This is a genomic window from Paenibacillus hemerocallicola, from assembly GCF_006265175.1.
Taxonomy (GTDB): domain Bacteria; phylum Bacillota; class Bacilli; order Paenibacillales; family NBRC-103111; genus Paenibacillus_AB; species Paenibacillus_AB hemerocallicola.
Genome location: NZ_VDCQ01000006.1, coordinates 95002 through 108329, shown reverse-complemented (window position 1 = coordinate 108329; position 13328 = coordinate 95002). Strand labels below are relative to the sequence as shown.

At 55.0% G+C, this 13328-nt stretch carries 11 protein-coding genes; 4 read left to right on the top strand and 7 right to left on the bottom strand.

Translation table 11 applies throughout. The features are described 5' to 3' along the window. Nucleotides 1-302: 302 nt before the first annotated feature. Nucleotides 303-3503 carry a transglycosylase domain-containing protein gene (locus tag FE784_RS06365; RefSeq protein ID WP_139601300.1) on the top strand — a complete coding sequence of 1067 codons (3201 nt, stop codon included), beginning with the start codon at nucleotides 303-305 and terminating at the stop codon, nucleotides 3501-3503. Between the two features lie 81 nt (nucleotides 3504-3584). Here FE784_RS06365 and acsA read toward each other — a convergent pair whose 3' ends face one another. Beyond that, nucleotides 3585-5309 (bottom strand): acetate--CoA ligase, encoded by a 1725-nt coding sequence (gene acsA, locus FE784_RS06360; RefSeq protein WP_139601299.1) that lies wholly within the window; start codon nucleotides 5307-5309, stop codon nucleotides 3585-3587. Nucleotides 5310-5539: 230 nt separating this feature from the next. Here acsA and FE784_RS06355 point away from each other — a divergent pair, with 230 nt between their 5' ends. Both FE784_RS06355 and FE784_RS06350 read left to right on the top strand, forming a co-directional pair. After that, nucleotides 5540-6172 carry a GNAT family N-acetyltransferase gene (locus FE784_RS06355; protein WP_139601298.1) on the top strand — a complete coding sequence of 211 codons (633 nt, stop codon included), beginning with the start codon at nucleotides 5540-5542 and terminating at the stop codon, nucleotides 6170-6172. A 19-nt stretch (nucleotides 6173-6191) separates the two neighbouring features. Continuing rightward, nucleotides 6192-7373 carry an acetoin utilization protein AcuC gene (locus FE784_RS06350; protein WP_139601297.1) on the top strand — a complete coding sequence of 394 codons (1182 nt, stop codon included), beginning with the start codon at nucleotides 6192-6194 and terminating at the stop codon, nucleotides 7371-7373. 422 nt (nucleotides 7374-7795) lie between these two features. Here FE784_RS06350 and FE784_RS06345 read toward each other — a convergent pair whose 3' ends face one another. From FE784_RS06345 to FE784_RS06325, 5 genes are all read right to left on the bottom strand, one after another. Continuing rightward, the gene (locus tag FE784_RS06345; protein WP_139601296.1) at nucleotides 7796-8494 is read right to left on the bottom strand and encodes a 5'-methylthioadenosine/adenosylhomocysteine nucleosidase; all 699 of its coding nucleotides are present in this window, start codon (nucleotides 8492-8494) and stop codon (nucleotides 7796-7798) included. A 127-nt stretch (nucleotides 8495-8621) separates the two neighbouring features. Next, on the bottom strand, nucleotides 8622-9626 hold the full coding sequence (gene ccpA, locus FE784_RS06340; protein WP_139601295.1) for a catabolite control protein A: 1005 nt from the start codon (nucleotides 9624-9626) through the stop codon (nucleotides 8622-8624). A 102-nt stretch (nucleotides 9627-9728) separates the two neighbouring features. Further along, nucleotides 9729-10088 (bottom strand): bacillithiol system redox-active protein YtxJ, encoded by a 360-nt coding sequence (gene ytxJ, locus FE784_RS06335; RefSeq protein WP_139601294.1) that lies wholly within the window; start codon nucleotides 10086-10088, stop codon nucleotides 9729-9731. A gap of 179 nt (nucleotides 10089-10267) precedes the next feature. After that, complete coding sequence (locus FE784_RS06330; protein WP_139601293.1) at nucleotides 10268-10687, bottom strand: hypothetical protein; 420 nt, start codon at nucleotides 10685-10687, stop codon at nucleotides 10268-10270. Nucleotides 10688-10786: 99 nt separating this feature from the next. Next, nucleotides 10787-11203, bottom strand: a complete 417-nt coding sequence (locus tag FE784_RS06325; protein ID WP_139601292.1) for a VanZ family protein — start codon at nucleotides 11201-11203, stop codon at nucleotides 10787-10789. 121 nt (nucleotides 11204-11324) lie between these two features. Here FE784_RS06325 and FE784_RS06320 point away from each other — a divergent pair, with 121 nt between their 5' ends. Further along, nucleotides 11325-11849 carry a type 1 glutamine amidotransferase domain-containing protein gene (locus FE784_RS06320; protein ID WP_139601291.1) on the top strand — a complete coding sequence of 175 codons (525 nt, stop codon included), beginning with the start codon at nucleotides 11325-11327 and terminating at the stop codon, nucleotides 11847-11849. Nucleotides 11850-11937: 88 nt separating this feature from the next. Here the strand turns inward: FE784_RS06320 and FE784_RS06315 are convergent, their stop codons facing one another. Continuing rightward, nucleotides 11938-13293 carry a neutral/alkaline non-lysosomal ceramidase N-terminal domain-containing protein gene (locus tag FE784_RS06315; RefSeq protein ID WP_139601290.1) on the bottom strand — a complete coding sequence of 452 codons (1356 nt, stop codon included), beginning with the start codon at nucleotides 13291-13293 and terminating at the stop codon, nucleotides 11938-11940. Between the last annotated feature and the right edge of the window lie 35 nt (nucleotides 13294-13328).

Here is a 13328-nt window from a genome sequence, read left to right as displayed (position 1 = left end):
CTTTCACTCGGCATGATAACGGGATAAACCCGGCGGAAACTTGGCGCAGTCTGTGCGCTTCCCTTTCCGCGGCTCCGGACCGTACTTCGACAATGGACGCATCCCGGCTTTCAGCGAACGCCGGTTCTCTGTAATGCGCGGTTCCACCCGTCTACTTGCTCCCCTCTCGCCGAGGAGAGCAGTCCATCTTTGCTTTGACCGTTTTCGATTAGTTTCAACAGTTATATCATAACTTCCCGAACAAAGTCAAACGGATAAATATGTGGTATAATAAGCCTGTTATGCCTAAGGAGGATCGAGGAATGACCAATGACTTATCGAACCAGCCTGCCGCCGCCGGCCGCAGCAAATGGAGAACAGCGGGACGGGTGCTCCTGACCACCCTCAAATGGATGTTCGCCACCGCGGTCATTGTCGGTTTTTTGGGAGCGGGAGCCGCATTCGGCTACGTGAGCGCGCTTGTCAAGGACGATCCGGTTCGTCCGCAAAACGAAATCGTCGATAAAATTAACGAAAATGCCATTACCGGCTTCGTCTACTTCAACGACGACATTCCCATAGGTCAGCTACGCTCGGAGGAAGACCGCCGTCCGATCGGGATTCACGAGCTGCCCGATTTGGTGAAAAACGCCGTGTTGGCTATCGAGGACCATGAATTTTACAGTCATTATGGCGTCAATCTGAAAGCTCTCACCCGTGCGGTGACCCAGAGGATCACCAATGCCGACGTGCAGACCGGGGGCAGCACCATTACCCAGCAGGTCGCCCGCCGCGTATTTTTGACACTGGACCGCAACGACAACCGGAAGTTCAAGGAAATCTTGTTGGCGCTCCGTCTGGAACGGCTGCTGTCCAAAGACCAGATTCTGCTCGCCTACTTGAACAAAATTCCATACGGCAACGGTTCGACCGGATACAATCTATACGGGATCAAGGCCGCGTCCAAAGGGATTTTCAACATCGACGACCTGAATCAGCTGAATGTGGCTCAAGCCGCCTACTTGGCCGGTTTGCCGCAGCTGCCGTCCAAATATTCCGCCTTTACGAGCCGCGGCGAGCTTGACGAGAAAGGCTTCGCCAACGCGGTCGAACGGACGAAGCTTGTCCTGAAGAGGATGCTCGAGGAAGGCGTCATTACCCAGTCGCAGTACGACGAGGCGCTCGCCTTCGATCTCAAAAGCTCTCTCGCCAAATCGGAACAGAAGGCGTACAATACATACCCTTATCTGATGCTTGAGGTAGAACGGCAGTCGGCGGACATATTGGCCAATTTGGCCAACCCCAACCTCCAAAAAGATACGAAGCAGGCTCAGGAAACGTATGCCCAGGCGATCAAGCAAGCCCATGAGGATTTGCTGCGCAAAGGCTATCACATTTACACGACGATCGACAAAACGTTGTACGATGAAATGCACGCCATTTCCGACAACCCCGACAATTTCACGCCAGACGATAAAGACAAAGGGGTCGAGCAGATCGCCGCTATCGCCCTGGACAACAAGACCGGCGCCATTCTCGGGATGATCGAAGGCCGCGACTTTTACAAAGAGCAGATGAACCTGGCCACCCAAATGACCCGTCAGCCGGGATCGACGATGAAGCCGATCGCCGCCTATATTCCGGCTATCGAGAGCGGCGCGATATCTCCCGGTACGATTATCGACGACGTACCGGTCATTCTGAAGGACGGCTCGAAAGGATTTCATTTGCCGGAAAACTGGGACAACGACTTCCACGGGCTCGTAACGGCCAGACAGGCGCTGAACCAGTCCTACAATATTCCGGCCATCAAGGTGTTTCTCAACATAGTCGGGATAAACGCCGCTTGGGACTTCGCCAAGAAGCTCGGGATTACGACGCTCGAGAAAAGCGACTACAATGCCCAAACCGGCGTTATAGGCGGGTTGTCCAAGGGCGTCTCGGTAGAAGAATTGACGAACGCGTACAGCTCCATTCCGAATAAAGGCGTCTTTACCGACACGTTTCTGATCCGCAAAATTACCGATACGGACGGCAATACGGTATACGAGCATGAATTGAAGCCGACAACCGTCTATTCGGAGGAAACCGCCTATCTCATCACCGACATGATGAAGACGGTCGTAAGCTCCGGAACCGCGACGATTTTGAAAAAAGATTTTAAATATTACAAGCAAGTGCCGATCGCCGGCAAAACGGGCTCCACCCAAAATGACGGAGACGCTTGGTTTGTCGGCTACTCGCCGGATATTACCGTCGGGGTATGGGCCGGATACGACCAGCAGAAGCATACGCTGAAAAAATCGGGCTGCGACAAAAACGGCGAGCTGGGCTGCGGCACGCAGCGCGCATTGAAAATATGGTCGAAAGTGATGAACGCCGTAGTGGAGAAGCGCCCCGAGCTGATGCCGACCAAAGAATTCGAGAAACCGGCCAATATTGTCAGCATGGCCGTATCGGCGTACTCGGGCAAGCTGCCGAACGAGCAAACGAAGGCCGCCGGCAAAACGATAACGGACATTTTCAACAAGAAGTTCCTCCCGACCGAGGAAGACCAGGTTTTGATCAAGCAAAAATACGTGTCGTACAACGGCAAAGTATACGTACCGCAGCCGGGCACCCCGCCGGATATGGTACAGGAGAAGACGGTGGTGAAGCGCGAACGGCCGATCTCCGAGATCATCAAGGAAATCGAGGCCATTTTGCCGCAGCTTCCCGCAAACAACCGGCCGAACATCTCGCACTATTATCCGCTCGACTACGAGAACGACGCCGCCTACGAGGTGGACCCGCGGGCGGACGACGGGCAAGTGCCGAACCCGCCGGGAGGGATAACGCTGAAGCGTTCCGGCGACAAGACGGAGATCACGTTCCAGGAAGCGGGAAGCGCGGATATCGTCGGCTATCGGTTGTACAAATCGGATACCGGACTGGGCGGCTTCCAACGGGTTTCCGGAAAAGTGGTACTGAGCGGGCACGACCTGCTGTTCACCGATATCGGCAGCCCGCAGCGTACGACAGGCTATTACATTACGGCTGTCGACGTCGCTGGCAAAGAATCGAAGCCCAGCAAGGCCGTGCTGTCCGACGGAGGCTCCATCGACATCTCTTCCCCGCTCGATCAGCTCGGCGTTCCGAACGGGCAAAACGGCGGCGGCACCGGCGCGAACGGCGGAACGGGGAACGGAACCACCGGAACCGGCAAGCCGGATGACGGTAAGACCGGAGACAAGACGGTGAGCAAGACGCCTCCGACCACGCCGAAAAACGTCGCGGTCAAAACGTCTGGCGCCAGCATCGAGATCAGCTGGTCGGCCAATCCGAAGACGGAAAACATCAAACGGTACGACGTCTTCTACAGCGATAAAGAGCAAGGCACGTACAAAAAACTGCAATCCAGCGATTCTAATAAATTGAACTACTACGCGATCGTCTACGACGGCTGGTATCGGGTCGTCGCGGTCAATGACGCGGGCGAATCGAAGCCTTCGCCGTCCGTGGAGTTCAAGAGCAAAAAACCGTAAAACACAAAGAACAGCGCTTGCCTCTTACGAGGCAAAGCGCTGTTCTTATTTTCCGCCGCCGCTTCCTATCCGCGCAACGTTCTAATCCTCAATCGTCGATAAGTCCCCGGTCGGCAAGCCCAGCTCCCATGCCTTGAGAACGCGCCGCATAATTTTGCCGCTGCGCGTCTTCGGCAGCTTATCCTTGAACTCGATTTCGCGCGGAGCCGCATGCGCGGCCAGCCCTTCCTTGACGAACTTGGCGATGTCCGCCTTCAGTTCGTCGCTCGGCTCGAACCCGACCCTCAGCGAAATGAACGCTTTAATAATTTCGCCGCGCAAAGGGTCCGGCTTGCCAATGACGCCCGCTTCCGCAACCGCCGGATGCTCGACCAGCTTGCTCTCGACCTCGAACGGCCCGACGCGTTCCCCCGACGTATTGATGACATCGTCTACGCGGCCCTGAAACCAGAAATAACCGTCCTCGTCCATATAAGCGGAGTCTCCGGAGACGTACCAGCCCGTCAAGCGGAAATATTCCTCGTATTTCGCCGGGTTATTCCAAATTTTGCGCATCATCGATGGCCAAGGCGTCTTTATCGCCAAGTTGCCCATCCTATTCGGTGGCAGCACATTGCCGTTATCGTCCAAGATGGCGGCTTCCGTCCCCGGTATCGGCTTGCCCATGGAGCCGGGCCGTATATCCATGCTCGGGTAGTTGCAAATCAACTGGCCGCCCGTTTCCGTCATCCACCACGTATCGTGGATCCGTTGGTTGTATACCTTCAATCCCCAGCGAACGACTTCCGGATTGAGCGGTTCCCCGACGCTTAGAACGTGTCGCAGGCTGGACAGATCGAACTGCTCGACCGTCTCGTCACCCGCGCTCATCAGCATTCGGAACGAGGTCGGCGCACTGTACCATACGGTCACTTTGTTTTTCTCGATCGTGGAGTACCAATCCTGCGGCTTGAATCGTCCGCCCCGTACTACATTCGTCGCTCCGTTCAGCCATGGCGCGAATACTCCGTAGCTCGTCCCGGTCACCCAGCCCGGGTCGGCGGTGCACCAGTATACGTCGCCCGGCTTCAAATCCAGCACGATTTTGCCTGTATAGTAATGTTGGATCATTGCATTGTGTACATGGAATACGCCTTTCGGCTTGCCCGTAGAGCCGGATGTATAGTGGAGAATCAGACCGTCTTCGCGATCAACCCACTCGATCGCCAACTCGTCGGACGCTTGCGCCATTTCGCCTTTGAAATCGACTTGCCCAGGACCCGCTTGGATATTATCGCCGACTAAAATGACGTGCTTCAAATGCGGGAGATCCTTCACGGGTACGCGCGGCAACAGCTCCGGCGTCGTCACGATCGCTACGGCCTGGCTATCTTCCAGCCGGTCGCGCACAGCCTGCTCCATAAACGCCTCGAACAGCGGACCCACGATGGCTCCGATTTTGATCGTGCCGAGCAGGGCGGCGTACAGCTCCGGTGTACGAGGCATGAAGATAAAGACGCGATCACCCTTCTTCACCCCGAGCCGGCGCAGCACATTGCCGAATTTGTTCGAACTCGTTTTCATTTTCCCGTACGTAACGGCTTCGTCGCGCGTGGCATCGCTGTAGTAGAGCGCAACTTTGTCGCGCAGCCCGGCCTCCGCGTGACGATCGATCGCCTCGTAGGCCATATTGACTTTGCCCGTCGCATGCCACGAAAAATGCTTCTCCACCTCGGTCCAGTCGAAGCCGCTGCGGGCTTCCTCATAGCTTCTCAGGTTAGCATCCGTTGCAGTAGCCTTGATGATTTCCGCTTGCTCGTTATTCATCCTTTTCCTCCTGATAACTCCGACATATGAAACGCTTTCACAAGGTCTTCCGACATTATGAGCTCGCACAGCTGTTCGAAATGCATGATAAGGATGAAAGTTTTGTGGCAATGCCATTATACCATATCCAAATTGGCCGCACATTGCTTTTCATCGGCCGTCTAATCTGATATAAGTAGCATAGGGGCTTTTCAATAGAACGACCGCATCCGGAAAGGAGAAGCCAGTTCATGGAGCACCGTAAACGATATCACTCGAAAGAAATCGAATTCGAAGGCAAAACACTGCTAGTCGAAGGGCCCGTACCGCCTGATCATCTGCGATCGCTGGGCATGCATCCCGACCTGGACGCGTTCCGGCGCCCGAACGAGCAGCACGTGGCGCTTGTGGAAATATCCGAGCTGCCCGAAGGACGCATCATATTGACCCGCGACGGCTCTACGATCGTCGGATACGTAACGTTCCATTACCCTGACGAAATGGAGCGCTGGTCCGAGGGCAACATGATCGATTTATTGGAGCTTGGCGCGATAGAGGTAGCGGACGATTACCGTTCCATCGGGCTCGGCAAAAAAATGATTCAGCTCGCCTTCTTGGAAGAGCAATTGGAAAATATGATCGTGTTTACGACCGAATATTATTGGCATTGGGATTTGAAGGGCAGCTTGTCCAACGTATGGGACTACCGCAAAATGATGGAGAAGCTGATGAAATCGGTAGACATGGTCTGGTTCGCCACGGACGATCCGGAAATTTGCTCGCACCCGGCGAACTGTCTGATGGTGCGCATCGGCAAGGAAGTTCCGCTTTCCTCTGTGGAAAAGTTCGATACGATCCGGTTTCACCAAAGGTTTATGTATTGAAAAAACGGAGGACTGCCTTATGAGCAAAAACGCGGTGTACGTCTTTCACGAGGACGAGCTGCAATACCGCTTTAACGATACGCATCCGTTCGATCCGGAGCGGCTGCTCATGACCCGCGATCTGCTCGAAAAGGCAGGGGCGCTGCAGCAATCGCAATTCCGCAAACCCCGTAAAGCGCTGGACGAGCAGTTATTGCTCGTGCATACGCCGGAATACGTAAACGAGGTAAAAGCGCTCAGCGAGCCGGTCCCGACCGACAAAGCGATCAGGGAGGCCGAACGGTTCGGCCTCGATACCGAGGACACCCCCTACTTCGCGAACATGCATGATGTGACAAGCCAAGTCGTCGGCGGCTCGATCGAAGCCGCGGAAATCGTCATGTCCGGTCTCGCCGACCATGCGCTCCATCTTGGCGGCGGACTTCATCATGCGATGCCGAACAAAGGCGCGGGCTTCTGCATTTATAACGACGCCTCGGTAGCAATCGCTTACATCCGCGAACGATACGATGCCAAAGTGTTGTATGTGGACACGGACGTGCATCACGGCGACGGCGTGCAATGGTCGTTCTATCATGATCCGAACGTATGCACGCTTTCGTTCCATGAGACCGGCAAATATTTGTTTCCCGGCACGGGCGCCGTAAACGAACGGGGCGATGGCGACGGCTACGGCATGTGCGTCAATGTCCCGGTAGAGCCGTATACCGAGGACGATTCGTGGATGGAGGGCTTCGACGAGGCGATGGAGCGTGTCGTCCGTTTTTTCAAGCCGGACGTTATCGTGAGCCAGCACGGCTGCGACGCCCACGCCTTGGATCCGCTCGCCCATGTTCACTGCAGCACCCGCATCTATGTCGAGATGCCGGGCACGATTCACCGTCTCGCGCACCAGTACTGCCAAGGACGCTGGGTCGCTTTGGGCGGCGGCGGCTACGACATTTGGCGGGTCGTCCCTCGCGCCTGGAGCTTCCTATGGCTGACGATGACCGAACATCCGCTCATGGACCGTCTGTCCCGCGAGCCGAGCTTGCCGCTGCCCAAGACGTGGCTGGACGAGTGGACAAAGAGGAGCCCGCTGGAGCTTCCGCACACGTGGCTAGACTCCGTGGAGCAATGGACGCCGATTCCGAGGCGGGACGAAATTACCGAGAAAAACCGGCGCACACGGGAAATTGCACTTATGTATGTGCCAAAGTGATCGCGACGCAGTCCCTCTTCCTCGACAAAAAAAAGCGCAGCTCCTCGTAGGGAGACTGCGTTTTTTTGACGGCAGCATAATCCGCATAAAACCCGGAGGCTTTTTTGTGTTGAGGCGTGAGCAGCCCTTCGCCATGATAGCGGTATTGTATTCCGTTATTGCACCGAATTTCGCTGCACTCCTGAATATAACGGCACAGGCTTCCGCTATTTCGAGCTGTCGGGGTGAAAATGGGTATTGAACAGCGGAATAGCGGAGCGGGTTTCCGTTATTTTGCTATCGTCACCGGTATTCGGGTCAATAACACACGCCAGTTCCGCTATTTTTATGGATTCGCGGTCTCGCGAGCCTTCAAAGGCGGCAAGCCTCCACCGTTCATGCGATGCATATACTTCTATAAGTTTTTAGCGAGCCCGGCTTATCTACATCGCTCGGACCATATGCTCGACGATGCGATAAGAACGGTCGGCCGACTGTACGGCGAATTCGGAGAAATTGACGTGAGCCGAGCCGTCAGCTTTGTCCGACATCGAGCGGATGATAACAAAAGGCGTGCCGTTCATCGCGCACACTTGCGCAACCGCCGAGCCTTCCATTTCCGTGCAGGCGCCGCCCAACTGCTCATGGAGCAGCTTGACCGTATCGCGATCGGCGATAAACTGGTCGCCGGACAATACCCGTCCTTGTACCGTATGCCCTTGCGCCAAGCTCGCGCTTGCTTCTGCGGCCAAAGCGACCAGCGCCGGGTCTGCGGGGAAGACGGACGTCTCGGCAAACGGAATGGTCCCTCTGGCAAAGCCAAGGGGCGAGGCGTCCATATCGTGCTGCTGGCAGTCCGTCGAGATGACGATATCCCCGATATCGAGAGACGGATCGAGCGCTCCGGCAACGCCGGTAAAAATGATGGCGTCGACGCCGAACAGGTCGAGCAATATTTGCGTGCATACCGCCGCATTTACTTTTCCGACCCCGGATTTGCACAGAACGACCGATTTGCCGTAAAACAATCCTTCCTTGAAAGCGATCCCCGCCTTCACGGTAACGGTTTCGTTATCGAGACGCTCTTCGATTCTCTCGATCTCTTCGGCCATCGCCCCGATCAAGCCGATTTTAGTAAACATAACGATTCCCCCAAAAGTGAAGTTTTACTTCGCAGTGTATTCCGATTACTTTCGGGGGAGCCCCCGATAAAGATACCCCAAAAGTGAAGTTTGCCTTTCACCCATTTCGGGCAAAAAAAGAGGCTCATTATACATGAGCCACGGATTTGCGTTGAATCACTTCGTGCGGAAGGAGCACTTTGGACATGTCCACGTTTTCCTTGTTCATCAGCTTGGTCAACAATCGCATCGAGACGGCGCCGATATCGTACATCGGCTGGGCAACCGTTGTGAGCTGCGGACGAACCATCGAAGCCATCCGGATATTGTCTACGCTAATGACGGAAATATCGTCCGGCACTCTCAAGCCTTCGTCCTGAATCGCGTGGATCGCGCCGATCGCCATTTCGTCGGTAGCCGCGAATATCGCGGACGGTCGGTCGGACAGTCCGAGGAAGTATTTCATGACGTCGTAGCCGGATTCGTACCGGTAATTGCCGATGCGCACCAGCTCCTCCGTCACCTCGATACCCGCTTCCTCCAATGCTTTCTTGTAGCCTTGGTAACGCGCATACCCGTTCGCCGGATCGTGGAGCGTCCCGCTGATCATGCCGATTTTGCTGTGGCCTTGTCCGATTAACAGCTTGACGGCATCGTGAGCCGCCGCTTCATGGTCGATATCGACCGAAGGAATCTGATCCTTATCATCCGTCGTTCCGCACAGAACGATCGGTACGCTGGAGGTCTTGAACGCCTGTACGTGGTCGTCTGTCACGGTTCCGCCCATGAACAGCAGCCCGTCCACCTGTTTTTCGAGCAGCGTATTGATGACGCGGATTTCTTTTTCCTTCTTTTTGTCGGCGTTGCACAAGATGATGTTGTAATGATACATGTTCGCGATATCTTCGATTCCGCGAGCCACTTCGGAGAAGATCGAATTCGATATATCGGGAATAACGACGCCTACGGTCGTCGTTTTCTTGCTTGCCAGTCCTCTAGCCACGGCATTCGGACGGTACCCGAGCCGTTCGATCGCTTCGAATACTTTTTTTCTTGTCTGCGGCTTTACGTTCGGGTTGTTGTTCACAACCCGCGATACGGTCGCCATCGATACGCCTGCTTCGCGGGCCACATCATAAATCGTTACGGTCACTATGATCTACTCCAATACTCAGTGTAAAAACGAAAGGAAACGTTTTCTCGTCATTTGCATCCATCATACGACAAAATAGCCCTTTTCGCAATGAAAACACGGTTACATTTCGGTTACAGAATCCGAATTCAGCCTTTCGCGCAGCATCGATTCGGTAATTCTCCAGTGCGACGCATGCCATACGGCCTTGCGCCCCCGGACGAACAAAGCCTGCGGCGACTCGTGCTTTACATTGATCGATTCTGCGATCAAATTCGATACCGGACGCGATTCGATTACATGGACGAGAGCATATTCGATATCGGGATTGGCATCTTTATGCACATATTTCAACCATTGCTCATAGGCTTCGGCGCTAACCGGGCAGCTCGTGCTGTGCTTGAACACGAGCACGGGCGTCTCGGAGCTGGATTCGAGCAGATTCAGCCATTGTTTCGGAGATTCCAGTTCAATGATTTCCATTCGTCCGCACCTCGCGCATCTCGTCTGAAGCTATCTTATCGTTTATACTACCAAAAATAAGCCAAAAAAGCCAACTTGCGTTGGCTTGGTGTACGCAACAAGCGGACAACCGGTTACGAACCGATTTTGCGAACAGCATCGTCGTCGGGATCATTGCCGCAAATGATATCGAATCCGGTTCAAGAAAGACGATATGTAGCCGTCATATGGTTCGTAATTTGTTTCAGCCGATGGCGCACGTCCTCCATCCACGCGGCGTCCTCCAAAGACTGGGCCAGCAGGAGCAGATCGAGCAGCTCGTTGATCCGGTCTTCAATGATCGCGACGACGGGGCTGTGCTTGTTTTCCTTGCTCGTAACTTTATAGAGCAAATGCGCCAATTCCGATATGTCATTGAAGAGAACGTTCCCCGACGCCGGGCTCGTCCCCAGGGAACGAATGTACCCGGTCAGCTCCGATTTGACAGGGGGATATACCTCCGACCGCTGACAATCGTCGCACGAATAAATCGGGACGTTCTCGATCTCCACTTTGTTTTGAAAAATGACGGTACGCAACCGAATGTTCATCGTCGCACCGCAGCTGCATGACTTTTGCACTGCAAAAAGCACTCCTTCCCGGCCGGGTCCTGCTGTCCATGAGCGGTATTTGATACATCAATATTCGATTTTGTATCGCAATTTCCTTCACGCGCTTGACTAGTATTTTTTGCTAGGCGGGACGGTTCTCTGAAGCAGACGGTCCAGAGCCGGAATCGAAAGCGCAATCATCGCGAGCGCCGCTCCTATCGCGTCATTTCGCAGGTCCAGTATGTCCGGAGCGCGGCCCGGCACGAAGCTTTGATGGTATTCGTCCGTCACTCCGTACAGCACGCACAGCAAAACGACCAGCGATTTCCCCGCCCAGGTGCGCGACTTCGGCAGCAGCGCCCAATAAAAAGCGATCGCCAGCACGAAATAAACGAAGAAATGGCCCCAGTCGAAGGAAGTCATCCATGGAAACCATTTTTGGAAAAAAGGCAGCAGCGTGCCCAAGTCGCCCGCCGTCTGATGCGACAAATAAAAGATGACCGCCATCCAGACGATAGCCGGCAGCCAGCGTAATAATCGGTTCATATGCGTCTCCCTCGCCTCTTGCCCGGTAATCGATGCATTGCCATAGCTTAATTAATTATGACGCATCGTTTAAAAATTACAATAGTTATATGATACAATGTTCGATATGGAGGGATGAATCATGAGATTGGATGGCAAGCAAGTCATATGTTTGGTAGACGAGGAATTCGAGGACCTGGAGCTTTGGTACCCGATCTACAGAACGCGGGAGGAGGGCGCCGTCGTCCTGCTCGCCGGTCCGGAGAAAGGCAAAACCTATACCGGCAAATACGGGGTGCCTGCGGCCGCGGACATCTCGTTCGACGAAATGGACGCTGCCGCCTGCGACGGGCTGCTCGTTCCGGGGGGCTGGGCGCCGGACAAGCTGCGCCGTTACCCGAAGGTGCTGCAGCTCGTTCGCGAGCTGGATGCGGCGGGCAAGCCGATCGGCCAAATTTGCCATGCGGGCTGGGTGCTCGTATCCGCCAAAATTTTACAAGGCCGCAAAGTGACCTCGACGCCGGGCATCCGCGACGATATGGAAAATGCGGGCGCGGTCTGGCTGGACGAAGCGGTAGTAGTCGACGGAAACCTGGTCTCCTCCCGCCGTCCGCCGGACCTTCCGCCGTACGCGAAAGCGTTCTGCGACGTACTGGCTTCCCGATAACCGGAGAGCCGGAGAACTTGAAAAGCCCCCGATTCAGGCGATTCGCGCGCCTGCTCGGGGGCTTTCATATTCATACCGGGCAAAACCGTCACTTTGCCGGCTTTTCCCTCAATGCCATTTCGGCCTGAACAATTTGGCCAAGAATAATGTCCTCGATCTCCGGTACGAATGGCCCTCTCAAATTAAAGAAGAAATTGCAGTTCGCCTCGTACCCTCCCTCTCCGATCATTTTGCGTGTCGGCACGTAGCAGTATACGCCGTTCGTATACCCCAGCGTCATCGTGGTCAACGGCCCGAACCATTTCTTGATCAGAAGCGAATATTCGGTCGATACTTCGCCCTCCATCGCCACGAGGCGGGTCTGATCGTCCAGATGCCATAGGCTGATATAGTGCGGAAGACGATCCTTCACCGTACCGTCATGAATCGCCCGCATCGTACGCTTCGCCGCGCTGCGGTAAAACGCATTGGATCCGGGATCGTTCGCCATATCGTCATAAAACGAAGCATCCGTCTGCTCGGTGTACAGCAGAGGATCGACCAGCTTCGTCCGAAACGGACCGTCGATCGTTCTGAATGCCGCGTTCTCCAGGACAGACACGACATCCGCCGCCAAATCCGCCCCGGCCTCTTCCATCTCCGCGATCGACAAACTGCGGAATTTGTCCCCGTCGGCGCTTTTCAACGGCTTCAGCTCTCCTGCGCAGCCCTGCAAGAACAAGGCGCAAGCTTCCGGGTAAGCGATTTCCAGCACTCGGGACGTTTTCCCGGCGAAATCGTTCGAGAGCAGCATATTGTCCGGCCCCATCGCCGTCGAATGGCAGCCGTAATTGTACAAAATGCCCTTGACCGCCCCCGTCCGGTCCGTCAGCTTCAGAACGAATAAATCTTTATCGATCTCGCCTTCGTAATAAGGGCGCCACGCGACCCCGTCCCCGTCCGGCCTGCGCCGGCTGACGGCGAAATCCGAGCGTCCTCGCCCGAGCGAAAGCTCCCCTTCGATCAAGTTGCCGCGACAGTAATCCGTCATCTGCACGATCATGTCGCGTATCCGGCGAAACAACGATTCGTCTGCGCTGTAGTCGAGCTCTTCGTCATTGTCCTTCCAGCCGTCTTGGGCGATACTATAGCCGCCCCGCCGACTGGACGAGTCAAGGCCTGTCAAAAAAACGGAATGATGCGTGTGCGAGAAATTGATCAGCACTTCGTCGTACTCCAGGCCGAACGCCTCCTTCAAGGCGTCCTTGATGCCGGCGACGAAGCTTCGGTCCGAGCCGAGAGCGTCGATAGTCAGGATAAGCAGCGTTTTGTTCGCCGTCAGCATGGCGGCTTTCACATAAAGCGGGTCATGGATTCCGGCGCTCTTGAGTTGTCTGGCGCCGAAACCGTGCATAAAAATCGGAACCTCCGGAGTCATATTCTCGCTGACGCAGCAAAATTTCATCTCATTCAGTCTCCTTATCCGCCTAATTTGACCGC